17 protein-coding genes are annotated in these 19,576 nt (G+C 39.2%); 1 reads left to right on the forward strand and 16 read right to left on the reverse strand.

Annotated features, from left to right (window positions below; translation table 11 throughout):
- Positions 1-730, forward strand: a 730-nt coding sequence (locus V7659_RS07460; RefSeq protein ID WP_335539121.1) for a sugar phosphate isomerase/epimerase family protein, incomplete at its 5' end; no start/stop codon positions are given.
- Between the two features lie 434 nt (positions 731-1,164).
- Here V7659_RS07460 and V7659_RS07465 read toward each other — a convergent pair.
- The 16 genes from V7659_RS07465 to V7659_RS07545 form a co-directional block, all read right to left on the reverse strand.
- On the reverse strand, positions 1,165-2,586 hold the full coding sequence (locus V7659_RS07465; protein ID WP_335539124.1) for a sugar porter family MFS transporter: 1,422 nt from the start codon (positions 2,584-2,586) through the stop codon (positions 1,165-1,167).
- 221 nt (positions 2,587-2,807) lie between these two features.
- Positions 2,808-4,007 carry a Gfo/Idh/MocA family protein gene (locus V7659_RS07470; protein WP_335539126.1) on the reverse strand — a complete coding sequence of 400 codons (1,200 nt, stop codon included), beginning with the start codon at positions 4,005-4,007 and terminating at the stop codon, positions 2,808-2,810.
- Positions 4,008-4,065: 58 nt separating this feature from the next.
- The gene (locus V7659_RS07475; RefSeq protein ID WP_335539128.1) at positions 4,066-5,007 is read right to left on the reverse strand and encodes a sugar phosphate isomerase/epimerase family protein; all 942 of its coding nucleotides are present in this window, start codon (positions 5,005-5,007) and stop codon (positions 4,066-4,068) included.
- A 318-nt stretch (positions 5,008-5,325) separates the two neighbouring features.
- Positions 5,326-6,234, reverse strand: coding sequence for an AraC family transcriptional regulator (locus tag V7659_RS07480; protein WP_335539129.1), 909 nt, complete (start codon positions 6,232-6,234; stop codon positions 5,326-5,328).
- Positions 6,235-6,548: 314 nt separating this feature from the next.
- Positions 6,549-7,445 carry a myo-inosose-2 dehydratase gene (gene iolE / locus V7659_RS07485; RefSeq protein WP_335539131.1) on the reverse strand — a complete coding sequence of 299 codons (897 nt, stop codon included), beginning with the start codon at positions 7,443-7,445 and terminating at the stop codon, positions 6,549-6,551.
- Positions 7,446-7,596: 151 nt separating this feature from the next.
- The gene (gene iolG / locus V7659_RS07490; protein ID WP_335539133.1) at positions 7,597-8,616 is read right to left on the reverse strand and encodes an inositol 2-dehydrogenase; all 1,020 of its coding nucleotides are present in this window, start codon (positions 8,614-8,616) and stop codon (positions 7,597-7,599) included.
- 90 nt (positions 8,617-8,706) lie between these two features.
- Positions 8,707-9,711 carry a LacI family DNA-binding transcriptional regulator gene (locus V7659_RS07495; RefSeq protein WP_335539135.1) on the reverse strand — a complete coding sequence of 335 codons (1,005 nt, stop codon included), beginning with the start codon at positions 9,709-9,711 and terminating at the stop codon, positions 8,707-8,709.
- Between the two features lie 81 nt (positions 9,712-9,792).
- Positions 9,793-10,773, reverse strand: coding sequence for a sugar ABC transporter substrate-binding protein (locus V7659_RS07500; protein ID WP_335539137.1), 981 nt, complete (start codon positions 10,771-10,773; stop codon positions 9,793-9,795).
- A 110-nt stretch (positions 10,774-10,883) separates the two neighbouring features.
- On the reverse strand, positions 10,884-11,885 hold the full coding sequence (locus tag V7659_RS07505) for an ABC transporter permease (RefSeq protein WP_335539139.1): 1,002 nt from the start codon (positions 11,883-11,885) through the stop codon (positions 10,884-10,886).
- A 4-nt stretch (positions 11,886-11,889) separates the two neighbouring features.
- Positions 11,890-13,398: a sugar ABC transporter ATP-binding protein gene (locus V7659_RS07510; RefSeq protein WP_335539140.1), complete on the reverse strand. Its 1,509-nt coding sequence runs from the start codon at positions 13,396-13,398 to the stop codon at positions 11,890-11,892.
- A 177-nt stretch (positions 13,399-13,575) separates the two neighbouring features.
- Entirely contained in the window at positions 13,576-14,571 is a 996-nt protein-coding gene (locus V7659_RS07515) for a Gfo/Idh/MocA family protein (protein WP_335539141.1), read from the reverse strand.
- 407 nt (positions 14,572-14,978) lie between these two features.
- The gene (locus tag V7659_RS07520; RefSeq protein ID WP_335539142.1) at positions 14,979-15,989 is read right to left on the reverse strand and encodes a LacI family DNA-binding transcriptional regulator; all 1,011 of its coding nucleotides are present in this window, start codon (positions 15,987-15,989) and stop codon (positions 14,979-14,981) included.
- A 126-nt stretch (positions 15,990-16,115) separates the two neighbouring features.
- Entirely contained in the window at positions 16,116-17,165 is a 1,050-nt protein-coding gene (locus tag V7659_RS07525) for a Gfo/Idh/MocA family oxidoreductase (RefSeq protein WP_335539144.1), read from the reverse strand.
- A 275-nt stretch (positions 17,166-17,440) separates the two neighbouring features.
- A complete protein-coding gene (locus V7659_RS07535; protein WP_335539145.1) occupies positions 17,441-18,163 on the reverse strand; it encodes a hypothetical protein in 723 nt (240 codons plus the stop codon).
- 65 nt (positions 18,164-18,228) lie between these two features.
- Entirely contained in the window at positions 18,229-18,651 is a 423-nt protein-coding gene (locus V7659_RS07540) for a universal stress protein (RefSeq protein WP_335539146.1), read from the reverse strand.
- A gap of 143 nt (positions 18,652-18,794) precedes the next feature.
- Positions 18,795-19,576 (reverse strand): alpha/beta hydrolase (locus tag V7659_RS07545; protein WP_335539147.1); only part of this gene is annotated, 782 nt, incomplete at its 5' end.

Raw genomic sequence — 19,576 nt, forward strand, 5'->3', positions numbered from 1 at the left:
ATATACATTAGATGATTTAAAAGCCTATTTTGATACCCATCATATTAAACCACTTTCTTTGAACGCATTATGCTTTTTTAATAACCGTACGAAAGAAGACGAAGAGAAGATTATCGAGGAATTCAAAGAATACTTGGAGATTTGCAAAAAAATAGATTGTCCATATATTTGCGTGGTACCATCTAATATCGATGTGACGGAAAAAGGAAAAACATTGACGGAAGAAGTAAACGCAAGTTGTATTCGAGTTTTAACTCATCTATCTAATTTAGCTGAACCATACGGAGTAAAGATTGCGATTGAGTTTATCGGCATTCAGGAAAATACAGTTAACACATTCGCACAAGCATACAGTATTGTAAAAGCGGTTGATCGAAATAATGTGGGTCTCGTGTATGATACTTTCCAATTTACTGGAATGGGGTCAAGATTAGAGGATGTAACAGATGAAACAGCAGATAAATTGTTTATCTTCCATATCAATGATGTTGAAGGTTATCCGATTGGCCAAATGCGTGATAGTGACAGAGTATGGCCTGGGCACGGTGTGATTGATTTAGAAGCACATTTAAAAAGATTAAATGAATTGAATTATGATTTTGTTGCATCCGTTGAGTTATTCAGACCAGAATATTATCAAATGGATCCTGAAGAAGTCATTAAAAAAGCAAAAGAAACGACCTTGGAAGTATTGGAAAAGTACTATAATAATCACCCTATTTATAATTGATCGAAAGGCGTAAAGGATCTTTTCTAGAAAAAGTCCTTTATGCCTTTTTTAATTCCAGTTAAAAAAGAGAAATATTGAGATAATACATCTTTCATACGCTTTCATTATGAATGTTAGCGTTTTTTTGATGTTTGTTTTCGTTTTCATCATGATTGCTAAAGGGACTCACAAGGTACAAAATTAAATTAACCAGATTATTCCTAGGGAGGAATCATGATGAAAAGAATAATGGAATTCATTCAACATACAATGCAATCTTTTAACAAATCAATGGATCAATATGGAGAAGCACGAATCATTTTTTATGAAAGTATGTGTCCTTTAAGCGAAAAAAAGTAAGGTGATTTTATTAATAAACTCCTATAGCAAAGCCTATATAAAAAAACGCAGAGTAATCCTCTTGACCATCTCCGCGATTAATTATTCATTTATTTCTATGCCCTCATTTTAAAGTTTTCCTCTATTTGCTCTAATGAAAGCCCTCTAGTCTCTGGCAAGTTTTTCGCTACAAACACTACCCCAATGAATCCAAACACAGCAAATAAGAAAAATGTTCCTGAAAGCCCGACAACCTCTAAAAGCGTAGGGAAAAATAGACCTACTATAAAATTGCAAAGCCATAAGAACAATGTTGCAATTCCCATACCAACACCACGTATGCGCGCAGGAGAAACTTCAGCAATAATCAGCCATCCTAAAGGACCAATTGCCCCTTGGAAGAAGGCTAAATATAGGACTGTCAGTGATAATACTGCAAATGGCAAGACAGATGAACCAGCAAGTGCGAAAGTAGAGATACCAATCGTAATAAGAACAACTGTTACACCCGTTAAACCTGTAAGCAGCATGGTCCGTCTGTTAATTTTATTCGTGAGAGACATACCAACGATTACAGCTATAACGGCGATTAATCCATTTGCCACGTTTGCAATCAAAGCAGTTTTTGTTCCAAAACCGGAACTTTCAAGAATTTGTGTTCCATAATACATAATGGAGTTTATACCGACTAACTGAGATATTGATCCAATTATAACCCCTGTTAATACCATCTTTCGAATCCAAGGTATTCTTAAATCTTTTAGTGTTGCCTTTTCCATTTTTTGCTCTGCTTGGATACGTGCTTTTATTTCATTTAATTCTTGTTGTGCTGTACTCTCATTACGAATCATTTGAAGCACTTTTAGTGCTTCGGCCATTCTTCCTTTTGATGCTAACCAGCGAGGACTTTCGGGTAAAATAACCACTCCAATCCATAAAGCCACAGCTGGTAATGTTGCAATGACTAACATATAACGCCAAACATGGCCTGTATCACCGAAGGTATTTCCGATGACTGCATTAAAGATATAAGCTAGAAACTGCCCAGTTACGATCATCAATTCATTTCGAGTAACCATCATGCCCCGCCGGTCCGAAGGAGACATTTCTGCAAGATACGATGGTATGATCACGGAAGAACCACCAACAGCAAGTCCGAGCAAAAATCGGAATATAATCATGATGGATGCATTTGGTGCAAGAACGCAGCCTAATGTTGAAAATAAAAATAAGATTGCTAGATACATGATTAGGCTTCTGCGCCCTTTTTTATCAGATAACCGACCTCCCGTTATTGAACCAAAAGCCGCACCTAGGATTAATGAACTCGCTACTAACCCTTCTGTAAAAGCAGTAAGATTTAATTGGTCTGGTTTAGCCATAAATGGAAGTGCCCCATTAATGACTCCTGTATCATATCCAAATAATAGCCCCCCGAATGTTGATACAGTCGTAATTAATTTTAAGAACTTTTTTGGGTTCTTTTGCTGGACATGTTCCAGTTGAACTGTACTCTCAGAAACATTGAGATTTTGCATGTTACATTTCCCCTTTGTCTAATGGCTTGATAACATTTTCTTCTGCCAGATTCCTTGATTAAGTCAGAATGGAAAAATTAAAGACTCCCATGAAGATTCTTGCTACTTCGATTAATCTAAAACGCTTTCATTTCACTTTTTTAAAAGATATTTTATGTAACCGAGGAACAATCGATGATCATTGTCCCCCGGCACAATCTTTAATAACGATGCTATTTACTTTATACTAGCTGTGGTTTTTTGCTCTCATATTCTACCCAAACGGATCCATTGTCTGCGGAGCGAACGCAGTTTTCAATCCAGCGAATACCTTCAATACCAGCATTAATATCCGGGTATACCAGATTTTTCAATGTTTCCTCATCACCGCGATTTTTTGCATCTATGGCAATGGCAAATTTCAGATAAATATTTGCCCAAGATTCGGTTAAACCTTCTTGATGCAATGCTCCCAAACGCTCATCCTCATTACATGTTTCATCCAAGTATGGCATTGCACGAATTAAAGTTTGAATAGGTTCTCCCTGCACTTCGTATCTTAGTTCATTTGGTTTGCTATCCCACCATTCTAGGCTTGCTTTAGATCCGACAATGCGAATTCTGTGACCGTCCATACAGCCTGCATTGATAGAAGATGTCCAAAGTCTTCCTACTGCTCCGTTTTCATATTGCATCAGAACAAAAGCATTATCCTCTAAAGGAGCACGGGATCCAACAAAACTTTGTCGGTCACATAATAATTTTTTAATTTTCATATTTGGCATAATCAGCTCGGACATATAGTAAGTATGGGTCGAAAGATCTCCCAAAACAAAACTTGGACCAGCAACCTTTGGATCTACACGCCATTTTTGAGCAGCATTTGTTTTATCACCTTGCTCGGTTGCACTAAAACCATGTGTGTACTGTAACTCAACCACACGAATATCACCAATCTTGCCCTGTTCAATCATTGCCCGCATCTGAAGCAGCAACTGATTCCCAGAAAAACCATACGTCACTCCGACAATTTTTCCTTGTTTCTCTGCCAGAGCTTTAATCTCCTCACCCTCTGCCACGGTAAAGAACAAAGGTTTTTCACAAATAACATGTAACCCAGCTTCCAGTGCTGCTTTTGTAATTTCATAGTGAGTTCCGTTAGGAGTGGCAATGGAGACAACCTCAATACCATCCTCCCGTTCCGCTTCTTCTGCAAACATTTTTATATAATCAGGATAGCAGCGGTTCTCATCCACACCAAGATTAACACCAAAGTCTTTTCCTCTTTCTGCATCAATATCAAATGCACCCGCTACCAATTGATAAGCTGTATTATCTCTTAGTGCACCAATGCGGTGTTTATAACCAACCTGGCCAGTTCGCCCGCCTCCAATCATAGCCCAACGTAGAGGTCTTGCAATCTTTTTCTCTCCATTTAACATCGTAAAAACTCCTCTCAATTGATAAATTTTCAATATTTTTTCAGAAATTTCTGTAAAATCAAAAGCTAAGTGTTTGTTTTAACGCATCTATCGACGATTTTATTCCAGCCTCAACGGACATTGTCAAATCTTCCATTTCAAGGGAAACTTCACCGTTATATCCCATCATGCGAACAACAGAGAAGAATTCTTTCCACCATTGCAAATCTTGACCGCAGCCGACAGCCACATAATTCCATGCTCTATTTGCTGTATCAGTAACCTCTTTTGTTTCCAATACACCATTAACAGCTGATAAATGTCTTTCAATTCTTACATCTTTACCATGAACATGGTGAATCGCTGCTCCTATTTCTCTAGCTGACAAAATGGGATCAGCCCCCATCCAGATTAAATGGCTTGGGTCTAAATTCAAACCAACCATTGGTCCAACTGCATTCCGTAATCTAAATAATGTTTCCGGATTATAAACTAACATAGAACTGAAATTTTCAAGGGCGATTTTTTCGACACCGCATGATTCAGCCTTTTTCACTAACTCTTTCCAATATGGAATGGCTACCTCATTCCATTGATAATCCAAAATATCTTTTAATATTGGGGGCCAGCTTACTGTATATGTAATCCAGTTCGGGATTTTATCCTCCGGGCTTCCTGCCGGCAGACCGCTCATCATAATGACCTTCTTGACACCAAGTAGACCAGCTAGTTCCATTGTTTTTTCTGTTACTTCTCTGTGCTCTTTTCCAAGTTCACCTGGGTCTAATGGATTTCCGGAACAATTCAATGCACAAAGCTTAATATTCCGCTTTTCTAATTCCCCTAGAAATTCACTTCTTTTTGCTTCACTTTCCAGCAATTCATTTAAACGCAAATGTGGAGCAGGTGACCAACCTCCTGTTGTCATTTCAATGGTATCAATCCCCATTTCAGCCACCGTATCCAGCATTTTTTCAAACGGCAAGTGGCCTAAGCTATCCGTTACATATGATAATTTCATAGAATTCTTTCCTCCTTGTTTTAATTGCTGTGAATTTATGAATCCTTTATTGCATAAAAGTGTTTGGTTTTTACATTTAAGGACATCTTGCAAATCAACCTGCTTTTGGAGAATTCGCTTTCATTTTTCCATGTCTGTATTTTCCAATGAATCACCTTCTATGAACTTGTCATGACCTTTTTACATAGCTAATTATATAAAAAGAATTCAGAATAGTAATTAAATTATAGAGACATGTTTTTATACTTTAAGGACATTTTTCTTTAAATAATTAAATTTTAAGCGTAAAAAAACACCCCCAATATAGTTATGGAGATGTCAGCTATGCGAATATGTGGTTGTATTTTGGTCTACAAACAGAGAGCGAAACTTTCCTGGTGATATTTGCATCATGGAAGTAAAAACACGGGTAAAATACTGAACATTCATAAAACCCGTTTCCTCAGCAATTTCTTTTAACGATAAATTCGATGTTTTGAGTAAAATCATTGCCTTTTTTATTCGTTCGTCTTGAACGTACTTTGAAAAACTTACTCCTAATTCAGATACAAAAACCCGAGACAAATGTCTTCCAGATATGTGTAAATGTTTGGCTACTTCCGTAAGTTTCAAGGAATTTGATAAATTGTCATTAATATATAACTGCGCCTGAGTAAGGAGGACGGAATGCTGTTCGGGATCATGTTTATGATTACTCTTATTCAAAGCAGAAACAAAATCTTGCAATATTGAGAGAATAAGAGAATATGCAATATTTGAAAGCATTTCTTCAAAAAACTCATTTTGCCGCTTTGTTGCCTGGATAAGCAGTGATTTCCATAATAATGCTGTTTCCATTTCATCTTTATTATGTAAAATAACTTCGGTGCATTTTTTGGCAGTTTCCATGATTCTGATCCAGCTTTCATTCGACTCTGATTCGAGAAGGTCAAAGGCAACGTATAAGAGAGACAGCCCCTTCTCGCTTTTTATTTGGTGCAAAATTTCAGGTCTCGATAAAAAAAGTGTATTCTCTTGAAGAGTAAAGGTATTTTGATCATCTAGGTAAGTTCCTTCCCCCTCCACTACATAACAAACTTCGAAAAAAGAATGTTTATGTGATTGATTGTCATAATGCTTTGGCATGACTCCCCAATAATGAATTTGAAAAGAAGCGCCATTTTGGTTTAAACGATGAACATAATCATTCAAAGAAGTTTTTCCGGTTAGATATTTATTTAAATCCAATGTTAGCACTCCTATTCAAATTGATATAAACGCTTTATATGTATTAATTATTTAACTAATCCTAGTTATTAAATTTTTATAGTCTAGTGAACCCTTCATTATTCCGTCTTGTTTTGTACACTTTTTTAATGGTTCAAATTCATTCTAGACGCCAGCCTTACTTTTTTCAATAGATTGTTGGACAAACAAAGCTACAGATTCCCCATAACGCACCTCAAGGAAGAACCCTTTAGGAGTTCTTCCTCACTCATTACTTATCGCTATCATTTACTTTTAAGAATTATTATTTTAACTAGAGTGGTAATTTCTTTTCTTTACAGCCCTGCTGTTTCCCGAATGTACTTTCTTGCTTTCACTGCATATTCAAATGGATTGGAAATTGCCGGATCCTGTTCGGCCTCGACCACAAACCATCCTTTATAGTTTGCTTCGCTTAGCACCTCAAATACTGGTTTGAAATCAATGACGCCGTCACCAGGTACAGTGAAAGCCCCTGCTCTAACAGCCTGTAAAAAGCTCAATTTTTCACTATGTACTTTTTCCACAACATCCATACGTACATCCTTTAAGTGAACGTGATCGATCCGATCAACGTATTTTTTTAATACTGCCAGGTGATCCTCTCCGGAGAATACCAGATGGCCTGTATCGTAAAGAAGGGATACTTTTTCGGGGTCGGTTCCTTCCATTAAGTGGTCGATTTCTGTTGTGGTTTGTACGCCTGTCCCCATGTGGTGGTGGTAGACAATTTTCATGCCTTTTTCAGCGGCCAGGTCTCCAAGGCGAGACAGCCCTTCTAATAAACGCGCCCATTCTTCTTCAGAATTTACAGGTTTATTTTCAAATAGTGGTGTCTCCATGAGGCCCTGGATGCTGTTGCCTTGTTCTGAGACAACAATTACTTTTGCACCCATTTCATGAAGAAAATCACGATGTTCGATAAAGGCTTTTGCGGTTTCATCAAATGGTTTTGAAGTTAAAAAAGAACTAAACCAAGCACTTGCAATTTCTAATCCTCTTAAAGAGAGGGCCTTTTTTAAAACCTCTGTGTCTCGCGGATACTTGTTTCCCACTTCACTTCCCGAAAAACCGGAAAGTGCCATTTCACTTATGCATTGCTCGAAGGTCACTTCACTTCCGAGTTCAGGCATGTCATCATTCGTCCAGCCGATTGGGGCAATTGCCAATTTTACTTGATTTGCGTTAAACATAATCATATCTCCCTCATCTTGTTCTGTGTTTGCAATAATTGCCTATTCGTCTCTTTGCCATTTAAGTAATACATAACCTCCTAACAACGTCAGATCAAGCGGATGATCTTCTCTACTATTAGGAGGTTCTTAGTTTATTTCTTCATTTCTATTAAATTACTGAAGCTACCTGATATAATTGAACAGGGACACCCTTTTCAAGCGATTCTTTTGCTGCCTTTGCGATTTTTTGAGCTTGTAAGCCATCAAAACCCGTACATTTAACTTCTGTATTTTTGAGAATAGCGGAAGCAAATTCTACCACTTCATCGATATATGCTTGATTGTAACGCTCAAGGAAAAAGTAAAGCGGCTTTTCTTTCGTAACACTCACTGCTGTTGATACTTCTACATTAGTGGCACGATTGTTATCGGCTTGTGCTGCCCCTTTGGCACCGAAAACTTCAAGACGCTGATCATAGCCGTACACTGCCTGGCGGCTGTTATCAATGACTCCCAAAGCTCCATTGGCAAATTTTAGCGTAACGATTGCAGTATCGATATCACCTACTTCGCCAATTGCAGGGTCAACAAGGACTGCCCCTGCAGCTGATACCTCTACTACTTCACTACTCATTACATAACGGGCCATATCGAAATCGTGGATCATCATATCCATAAACAATCCGCCGGAAGCCTTCACATAGTCAACACCTGGTGGCTGCGGGTCACGTGAGGTAATTTTTAAAATATGAGGCTCGCCAATTTGGCCGTCTTTCACAAGTGTTTGAATTTTGCGGAAGTTAGGATCATAGCGGCGGTTAAAACCAATTTGCAATTTTACACCGGCTTTTTCAACAACTGCCAATGCCTCTTCTGTTTCCTCTACTGAAAAGCTAACCGGTTTTTCACAGAAGATATCTTTGCCGGCAAGAGCTGCTTCTTTAATGATCGTAGCGTGTGTATTGGTTGGTGAACAAATGAAAACGGCTTGAATTTCCGGATCATTTAGCAACTCGTGATAATCAGCTGTTAAAACCTCAATTTGTTTTTCTTTTGCCCATGATTCAAGGTGATCTATAAAAACATCTGAAACACTTTTAATGCGAATTTGAGGGACTTTTTTTAAGTTGTCTACATGTAATTTTCCAATACGTCCTGCACCAATAATTCCAATTGTTAATGATGTCATGAAATGATTCCTCCAAAAAAATATAGTATAAGGTAAGCGCTTACTCTGAAAAGGGGAAAATCCGTCCTAAACCGGTTGGTTTTCCTTTATTTATTTTTTTAAGCTTCTTACAGAATTACGTTCTACCAGCATGGGTGAGAGCATGATCCGCTGCTGAGGCATCATTGGGTCTTTCATTAATTTTAAGAGCTGATCAATCGCATAGTGAGCTAATTCTTCCTTCGGCTGAGCAATTGTTGTTAAACCTGGGTCTGCTAATTCAGCGTAAATCGTATTATCAAAGCCAACAATTGATAAATCTTGCGGTATACGAATATTTACTTTCCGTGACTCATTAATCAGGATAGCAGCAATCAAATCTGTTGAGGCAAACACTGCAGTTGGCCTATCCTTTAAAGAAAATATTTTCCTTGCTGCGGTTTTTGCCTCGTCAATTGTAGACATCGCGTTGACCGTCCATTCTTCCTTTAACGAAATCCCTTCACCAGCTAACGACTGTTTGAATCCCTCTAAACGCATGCGTCCGCTGGCTCGATTTAATTCGGCTATGATTGCAATATCCGTATGTCCTTTATCTAATAAATAACGTCCTGCCATATAACCGCCTCTTACATCATCTGTAGTAACAATGTGTGATGAAAAACGGAGGTTATCAATTGAAAACATTAAATGGGGTATATTTTTTCTTTGTAGATTTTTATATACCTTCCAATCTTCCTGCTCTGTCGCAATAATGATCCCGTCAACTTGCTTTTTTAATAAAAGATCCAAATATTCCTTTTCGCGCTCAATCTGGTAATCTGTGCTGCACATCATAATTGCATAGCCCATCTCGCGGGCATTGTTTTCCAACGCCCGCCCAACTTCTGCAAAGAAGGCATTTGAAATATCAGGAACAAGAACTCCAATCGTATATGTTTGCTTTCCTGTTAATGCCGCTGCTACACTGCTTGGTTGATAGTCAAGTTCCCTCATTATTTCAGTCACTTTTTTCCTGGTTTTTTCACTGATCCGACCTGAATTATTAACTACCTTTGATACGGTTGCAATGGAGACCCCCGCCTTTTCAGCTACATCGTAAATCGTCGGCTTCATCCACTTTCAAACTCCTTCTAAACTGTCCTATTTTGATACCATTTTACCATGAAGGAATTTTGGGGGTAATACCAGGACTAATTATTTTGAAATACTCTTTAAGAAATCAAGTTGTTTTTGAGCATTATCCTTCGTAATAACTTGAATTCCACTGTCGATACGGTTTGAGATCTTTTTGCCATCAGCTACTTTTAAAGCATTTTCAACACCTTGGTATCCCATATTATATGGACTTTGTGCAATAGTACCAGCAAGACCGCCGCTAAGAATTGATTGAACTGCTTCTTGAGTTCCATCAGTACCGATTACTTTAATATCCAAATGTTTTGCCTGAACCGCACGCAATGCTCCAAGTGCCATATCATCATTAGCAGCAAATACACCTTTTACGTCACTGTGTTTCTCAAGAATATTTTCCATTACAGACAATGCTTTTGCTTTGTCACTATCGCCAGGCTGTTGTGCAACGACTTGTATTCCTTCTTTAATAAGTTCGTCCTTAGCGCCTTTAATCCGTTGGTCAGTCGCAGGGTTACCGAGCGCTCCTGCAATAAGGACAACTTTATCACCTTTGTGAAGCATGGAACCAAGCAATTTACCTGCTTGAGCACCTGCTGTTGCATTATCCGTTCCGATGAAGGTAGTTTTGCCATCAAATTTAGCGTCTGAATCAATTAAAAGCACCGGTATTTTCGCTTTTACCGCACTAGTTAATACTGGTACAACCGTCGTTGGCTGCGATGGTGATACAACAAGTGCACTCGGTGACTGGCTGATTTGGTCTTGAATCATGTTAACTTGTTCCATAACTTGTGATTCAGCTGATGGTCCTACTACATTTACATTAACCCCCAGCTTCTTACCTGCTGCCTCAGCACCAGCCTGGACATATTGCCAATAAGGGCTTGATAATGTTTTTAATACAACAGTGACGCTTTTATTACTGTTATTACTTGCCGTTGCGCTGGTGCTTTTACTAGTACTTGATGAACAACCGGCGATAAATGTCATGCAGGATAAGGCTACAGCAGCCCCAACTAATTTGATTTTATTCGTATTCATTTATATTCCTCCATTTTTCCTGTTTTTAATGAAGTTTTATGATTACCTCATAGTGATAAAGCAGTCGCATTTTCTATAGATATTTGTCTAACAATATAGAAACAAAAGAATTACTTTTTCTTTGCTCTGCGTTGACGGATTACGTCTACATAAACTGCCGCAATGATAACAATACCGATTACAGCCATTTGCGAGTCTGCAGAAACATTCAGAAGGTTTAAACCATTACGAAGAACAGCAATTGTTAATGCACCGATTAATGTACCGGAAACTGTACCAACCCCACCAAAGAAACTGGCGCCACCGATGATAACAGCTGCAATCGCATCAGATTCATAGTTAAGTCCTGCCAGCGGGAATGCTGAGTTAACACGTCCTACCATTACTACACCTGCAAGACCTGCCATCAAACCACTTAATGAATAAACGATCATAAGCACGCGATCTACCTTGATCCCTGATAGGCGAGCGGCCTCTGGATTGCCACCAATCGCATAAATATAGCGGCCTGTCTTAGTTCTTGTAAGGAAAATATGAAAGATTACATAAACAACAATTACTAGAAGAAAGCTTATTGGAATCGGACCAACGAATTGATTTCCAGCAAATTGAATCATAAGCGGGAAACCGGCAATTGGTGCAGCGGCAGTTACAATTAGTGCAATTCCTCGGCCTATAAATTGTGTTCCAAGAGTTGAGATGAATGGGTGTGGTAAATGCAGTTTTGTTAATAAAATTCCATTTATCCAGCCGAAGAAAGCGCCTACACCAAGACAAACAATGATACCGATAATCGGGTTCATGTGCATGTTGACGGTTACAATTCCCATAATCATAATCGATACTGCAAGAATTGCACCTACTGACAAGTCAATCCCAGCAGTCAAGATTGCCAAAAGCATTCCAATCCCAAGGAGAGCATTAATGGAAGACTGACTGGCAATATTCATGAGGTTATTAACCGTTAAAAACTTATCTGACAGGGAAGAAAGGATTACAACCAAGATGATAAGAGCTAATAGAGGTCCCAGCTTACTGATTACTTTCTTAAATGTGTTTTTATCTTTTGGTAATTCGGTTTCAGATTTTGTTACGACTTGAACTTGACTCATTTTTTCATCCTCCTGTAGCCGCTTTCATTATTCTCTCTTGTGAAGCTTCTTGAATCGGCAGATCTGCTGTTAATTTTCCCTCACTCATAACTAACACTCGATCACACATCCCAAGAATTTCGGGAAGGTCTGATGATATCATTATGACGATGGAACCGTTTTCAACTAACTGATTCATTAAACGGTAGACTTCGACTTTTGCACCTACGTCTATTCCTCTTGTCGGTTCGTCAAAAATAAATACCTTTGCCTGGGTACATAACCACTTGGCGATAACAACCTTTTGCTGATTTCCTCCACTCAAGTTCCGAGAGTGAAGTTCAATGTTACCTGGACGAATTTTTAGCTCTTTCACATAATTTACTGCTTCTCTACGCATTGCTTTTAAATCGAGCAATCCTGTATTTCCTTTAAACTTATCCATATTAGCTATGGCCATATTAAAGTCAAGCGTCATATCAAGCAACAGGCCTTCACTTTTGCGATCCTCTGTTATAAAGGCAATTCCTGCGTTGATAGCGTCCCGTGGAGATTTAATTCGGATTTCCTGGCCATCAATAAAGACCTTCCCGCCTTTATGGTGATCAACACCGAAAATCGCTCTGGCCAATTCGGTACGTCCTGCACCAACCAGTCCTGAAATCCCTACAATTTCGCCATATCGGACTGAAAAATTGATTGGCTCATTTGTGCCTGCTACTACTAAATTTTTAACCTGGAATCCTTCTTTTCCCAGCTTAAAGGATTGCTTTGGAAACTTTTCATCCAGTGAACGTCCTACCATTAATTCTATCCAGTGGTCGGTTTCAGTTGTTTTTACTGGTAAAGTTTCAATTTTGAATCCATCGCGCAAAATGGTAATCCTATCACCAAGGTGCCTAATTTCTTCAAGACGATGGGAAATGAAGATAATCCCAATTCCTTTTTTTCTAAGTTCTTCAACAACCTTATATAACTGTTCCACTTCCTGGGCGCTTAAACTCGAAGTTGGCTCATCCATAATAATTAATTTCGCATCCAGTGCGATCGCTTTCGCAATCTCAACTAGCTGCTGCTGCCCAATACCTAGTTTCCCAAGCTGTTCATCAGCAAGTTTTGGGTCCTGCCCAAGCAACTCTAGACAACGCTCTGCTTCTTTTCGCATTGCTCTGCGGTTAAGTAAAGACATTTTGCCGCCGTGTTTTAATTCTCTTCCAAGAAAGATATTTTCATATACTTTTAGTTCTGGAATAACATTCAGTTCCTGATAGATTGTCGCAATACCTAATGCCATTGAATCAACCGGGTTATTTAGGTGAACCAGGTTCCCTTCCCAATAAATTTCTCCAGCATCCTTTTGATATGCGCCTGTTAAAATTTTGATTAAAGTTGATTTGCCTGCCCCGTTTTCCCCAAGTAACACATGGACTTCGCCAGCTTTTACATCGAGGTCGATCCCCTTTAGTACATGGTTTTGATTGAAGCTTTTTTTAATTCCTTTTATTTCGAGGAGGCTCCTTGTATGTACAACCATATCTGATCCCCTTTCTTCGTTTTCCCTAACTATAACGAGAATTACTAGGGTAAGCGCTTTCCCTTTGTCTAAAATTATAGCATCATATTTCCAATATGCAACAATTTTTTGAACATTTTTTGAACATTTTTTGAACACATTTTGGATAAATGTTGTAAAACTTAAAACCCCACTATCCTAATGTTTAATATTTGTCATAACAGATTCGTTTGACAATGACGAGTAGGCTTTTTCAAGATAGCGTGCCATTTGAAGAGAGTGAACTGAATTATATACAGGATTTTCCCTGCTAAGTATACAGTCTTGGAAATGTTCAACCTGTCTTAAATATTGATCATCTTTCAATCTTTCAAAAAGAATAACATTATTATTTTCATCTCTGACAGTAACTTTTCCAAATTTATCATCAGAAACGTCAGGCCGAAAAGAGGAATCTACTGTAATAGAACCTTTTGGTCCTATTACTTCATAGCGATTAATAAATGGAAGTTCCATCGAAGCGGACACTTCAGCGATCCGATTTTGTTCGTCTTTTAAAACACAAACAGAAGTGGTATCAACACCATATTCAGGATGAATCTTTCCACTCATGGATATTTGAATTGGATTAAAGCCGATCATTTGAGTTACTGCATGAAGTCCGTAGCAGCCTACATCCCTCATAGCACCTCCGCCCAATTCTTGATTTAATCGAATATCCCCCTGATCTTCGAGCATCCATGAGAAATGGGCTTTGATATGGATGTATTCACCGATGACTCCCGAGTTGAGTAACTCTTTTGCACGGCTATGCTGACAATGAAATTGATACATAAACGCTTCCATAAAAACCACGTTATTTTCTTGTGCAGCATGGTGGATTGATTCCATTTCAGCTTCCGTTAAAGCAGCCGGCTTCTCAAGAAGAACGTGCTTGCCATTCTTCATTGCTTTTACAGCCCATTCAGCATGGAACGAATTTGGAAGTGGAATATACACAGCATCAATGCAAGGATCCTCAATTAACTGATCATAGTTTTGATAAACAATAGGACAATTAAAGCGCTTAACCTTTTCAGAACTTTTTGAAGCAATAGCAGTTACCACTGCACGGTTTGAACGGCGTAGAGCCGGGACAAGCTCATCGTATGCTATATTGGCCGCACTTAAAACTCCCCATCGGATTTTTCTCATAGCTTTCCTCCTTATGTTAATTCTATTAAAAATAAATATATTACAGATTTACCAGGTTAAGCGCTTTCCTCGTTAATAATAACCTCTCATAAGAGATAATTCAATACTTATTTTTGAAGAATTGTAAATTTTTTGAAAGTTTTATTAAATTAATAAAGGTTTAAGAACATCAAGTCATAAAGCAGCCCTTGAGTGTAAATGTCGTTATCCTTTAGCTTTAGCGGACTCAAATATAACAGCATGAGCACCAGCCTATTATCGAAAAATAACAAAGAGAGATTGGGCTGGTGCTTTTTTACAGGGAATTCGTTTTTCACGAATTGTACTATCTCTCCATCCGACCCTTTTAAACGCAGATGATTTTACAGCCAAGAATGCCCTGTCTTGCAGTCATTCATAGATAAATTTTATTTTTTGACTATGTTAATTTTGGCTGTTGATTGTCGAATAATTAATTCCGGAGAAAGTAACAAACGTTCCTTATTCGTCTTTTCCTCCTTCATTTCCCCGATTAACAAATCAACCGCTTTCGCTCCCATTAGTTTAATCGGCTGTGATATGGTTGTTAACATTGGAGATGTTGTGGTAGAAAGCACAGTGTTATCAAATCCAACAACCGATAAATCTTGCGGAACATTTAAACCAACTTCTTTAGCAGCCTGTAAAACACCAGCTGCTAGTAAATCATTGCACGCAAAAATAGCAGTCGGCCTCTCCTTCATTGAGAGAATTTTTTTGCCGCTTTCGTAACCTTTTTGAATGGAGGCCTCTGTTTTTACAAGAAAGCCATCTGGTATTGGTAAATCTGCTTCTTTCATCTCTTCCTTAAATGCAGTCAACCTTGCAGCATTACTGCGTACATTTTCGATGATAATTGCTATTTTTTTGTGGCCCAAGGATAGTAAATGGGAAGTTGCTAAATATCCCCCTTTATAGTCATCCACTGTCACAGTATTTACGGATAATTTGGGAATTTCTGAAGCTATTAATACTATCGGGAATCCTTTATCCACCATCTCTTCAAGTAAATTCGGATTTCGGAAAGCAGATGCCACAACCAGACCATCTATCCTTTGACTGGTTAACAGTGATAAATAGCTCTTCTCTTTTTCAGCATCATTATCTGTATTGCACATCATCACGTTATATCCAAAATCATGGCTTCGATCTTCAATACTCCTTGCAACCTCGGCATAAAATGGATTCGAAACATCGGGAACTAGTAAACCGAAAGCTTTTGTTCGTTTTCCCCTTAATGAGGCTGCAGCTACATCGGGAGAATAATTAAGTTTTTTCATTGCTTCCAATACCTTTTTTCTGGTCTGCTCACTAATGCTGCCAGTATGATTGATCACCTTCGAAACAGTTGTTATCGAAACACCTGCTTCCTGGGCGACACTATGAATGGTTACCTTCATAATAGACCCTTCTTTCTCAGTAACCTCTTTTGTTGTGATTATAACACTATAAAGCCATGAATATCAGAAAAATAGACAGTGCCGCTAAAGCATACTGTCTATTTAAAAAAGAATCTATTTATGATGTTAATTAGATGAAGAAATTTTATAAGGTGATTGAACGGTTATCAATTCTCCTGTTTCAAACGACTCTTTACAAGCATAACCAAGAGCTGTTGATAATACTCCATCTTCAACCGTAACCTTTGGCTGTCTCTTTTCTCTGACACAAGAAATAAACTCTGCAACCTCACTTAAATAGGCTTGTTCGAATCTCTCTAAAAATCCATCCGAGCATTCCTTTACAGCACCGGATTCATCAAATACTGTGACCATATTTTTTTCAGGAATAGTTCCAATTCGTAATGTACCTTTTGTACCAATGATTTCAGTTTCAATATGATATCCATGCGCACAGTTCCGTCCGGCAATAAAAACGCCCATTTTATTTTGTTCAAATTTCACCAAGGCAGTCCCTGTTTCTGCATCGTTCAACTCCGCTATTTCAGGATATCCATAGGCGCCGCCAATTGCCCAAACTTGTTTAGCTTCAACATTTAAGAACCATCTGGCAAGATCCAAATCATGAATGGCCATATCTAAAAACAAACCGCCACTGTAATTATTTTTGGCAAATTGCATAAATCCATGTATCGCTTTTGCAGGATCAAAACCATAACAGCGAATTAAGTATGGATCACCAATCTTGCCTTCCTCTATTTTCTTTTTCGCATATGCATAGGACTTGTCATATCTTCTCATAAAACCGAGCATGAATACTTGGTCTTTATGCTTGTTCACTACTTCTTGAACGCGCAATGCCTCTTCCATATATAAACCAAGCGGTTTTTCACTGAATACATGAAAACCTGCATGTAAAGCTTTCTCGATTTGCTCGCAATGAAACCCAGACGGAGAAGCAATAAAGATTGCGTCCAGTTCTTTATTTTTTAGCATTTCATCATAGCTGGTATAAGCGTATGGTATATCCCATTCCTTTTGGACTAGTTCAACTTCTTCTGGAACCACACTGCAAACAGCTGATAATTCGCAATTTGGAATACGAAACGCTAAATTCTCTGCATGTTGTCTCCCTAATCTCCCTAATCCTACAATCCCGACCTTGACCTTTTCCATCCCTGCCCCCGCCTTTTCACAATTATTGATAGGTAAAACGTTTTCCTTTTTATTTAAAAAATAAAGCCGGTTAAATTTCACTCGTCGTAAAATTTAACCGGCTTTTTCATTTTAGAGGAGGTTTTGTCCCAACCTCTTTCAAATGCCATCATATTTTAGGAAAAAATCGGTCAATACCTTGGATTTCTTCATTCGTTAAATGGACTTCCAGTGTTTTCAGATTTTGCAAGACTTGTTCTGCCTTTTTTGCTCCCCGAATGATGACGTCAATGGCTTCACGGGTTGAACCGGAAGTTGCTGAGATCAATCGAGACTAGCAGCAGATCCTTAACTGGCTCCAGATTGGGTCCACGAAGATATGCGCGGCGTTTTGTCGGGAAACGAAGCCCTTCGATCTCAATGAAGTCGTAGACATATTGCGCCGCTGGAAAGCCACCTGAAACATCGACATGGTAGTCGTGCCTGCGTAGTAGTAAATCATCGCCAAAGTAGAAGTCTTGCTCCTTGCTATGACTGGCGACGTGTTCGGGAAAGCGCACACGCAAACCGTGCCAGAGCTCGTTGCCCTCTTGCAATGGGGGGATTTCGCTGACCTCGAATCCTGGCATGACCATGAAAAAAGGCGTTGTCAGGTATGTCCACATTGCATACCCGTTGAAATATGCTCGATGAAGCGGGTCCCACGGTGTGTTCATCGTATGGTTAGCAAACAAGGTCCTAGGATCGTATTTCTCGCGGACGGTTTCCCCAGAGAGGGTCTCAATCGCGATACGATCGGGCGTAAAGGCAGTATGCCAATCCGGTTGACCAAAGGGAGTAACAGATGCGATTTCCGAATGTAGCGCGACTGTCATCTCACGAGGATTGGAATCTTGTACGAGCCCTTTCATTGCCCATAAACCGCCACCGGTGACGACCGTGGCAGTCAGTGAACTAAATTTTTCCCATCGGTCAATTCCGCCGTGCGCGTCAATAATTTTTGCCAGTAGGTTATTCATATTCTCCTCCTTAAGTTGAAAGATGATTCGATAATGAAAATGAGTTTTAATAAATCACCGCATATTTACTTTACAATCATTACACCACAATGCGCATGCTGGACCACTTTATGGCTTACACTTCCCACGAGCAGCTCTGAAAAGAGGCTAAGTCCCCTGCTGCCCATTACGATCAGGTCGTAATCTCCCTCTTTTGCCTTCTTGCATATCATCTCTGCAGGATCTCCAATATGGTAATCGATATCATATTGTATAGATGACCCTGAAAGGACTTGTGCGGATTCCTCTAAAATCCTCCTAACTTCCTCTACTTGCAATTGTTCAATATCCACTCCGTAAGCAACTGTATTGATATTGTTACTAGGAATGATATGAAGAAGCGTTATACGGGCATTTATCCCAATGTTTTGCGCCAACCATTTAGCCGATTTCAGTGCATGTTTGGAATGTTCGGAACCGTCAACTGGAACCAAAAACCGTTCATACATGTTGTCACTCCCCTTTTTATAAAATCTTATTTTTATAATAAAACCCATGACGGTGATTATTGTGATGTAACTTTAGAATAATAACGATTAAATCTGTACGAGCGAATTAGCGCGATAAAACGGGAAAATAGTTTCATTGAAAATTACTGCCAATCGAGCAAATGTGTCTTGAACCATTCCACGGCTGCGCTGCTCGATTGGTCGAAATATTGCGTGTACGGGTCAAAATGTCCTCCCGGTATCAGCACCAGTTTTTTTGGCTCCAGTGCTTGCTCGTATGCAGCAAGTGCCAAATCGGTAGGAGTTATAAAATCGTTTTTTGCAACCAACATTAACAGCGGCGTAGGACTAATATAGGCAATAAAAGCTCCTGGCTCATAACCTCTTGATAATTCAATTGAACGCAGCGTAACTTTGTTAATGAATTTCTCTGAGCCTTTCGTATAGAATTCAACCGCATCCTTCGATTTATAGACGCTATTTTCAAATTCTCCGCCCGTAACGACCGAATAATAAACGGGACTTTCGCCGCGTTGCCTGTTTAGTCTATCTTCGGCAAACGAGGACAACAACTCTGTGAGCGCCTCTCCGTTCACTCTTCTTAGCGCAATTTTCGAGCCGCTGATCGTCGGTACTTGGGACACGACGCACTTTACTCGTTTATCGGTCGCGCCGACAACCAAAACATGGCCCCCGCTGTAGCTTGTGCCCCATACTCCGATTGCATTGCTGTCGACTCCCGGTAGTGAGCCGGCGTATGTTATGACATGCCGGTAGTCCTCAACTTGCTGCCAAGGATCGATTTCGTGCCTTGGGGTTCCATCGCTTTCTCCAAAATTCCGATGATCAAACAACAATACTGCAAATCCGTTGGCGGCGAACTTCTCAGCGTAAGGCTCCAAAAACATCTCCTTCAGTCCCGCAT

Source organism: Neobacillus drentensis, from assembly GCF_036966985.1.
Classification (GTDB): Bacteria; Bacillota; Bacilli; order Bacillales; family Cytobacillaceae; genus Neobacillus; species Neobacillus drentensis_E.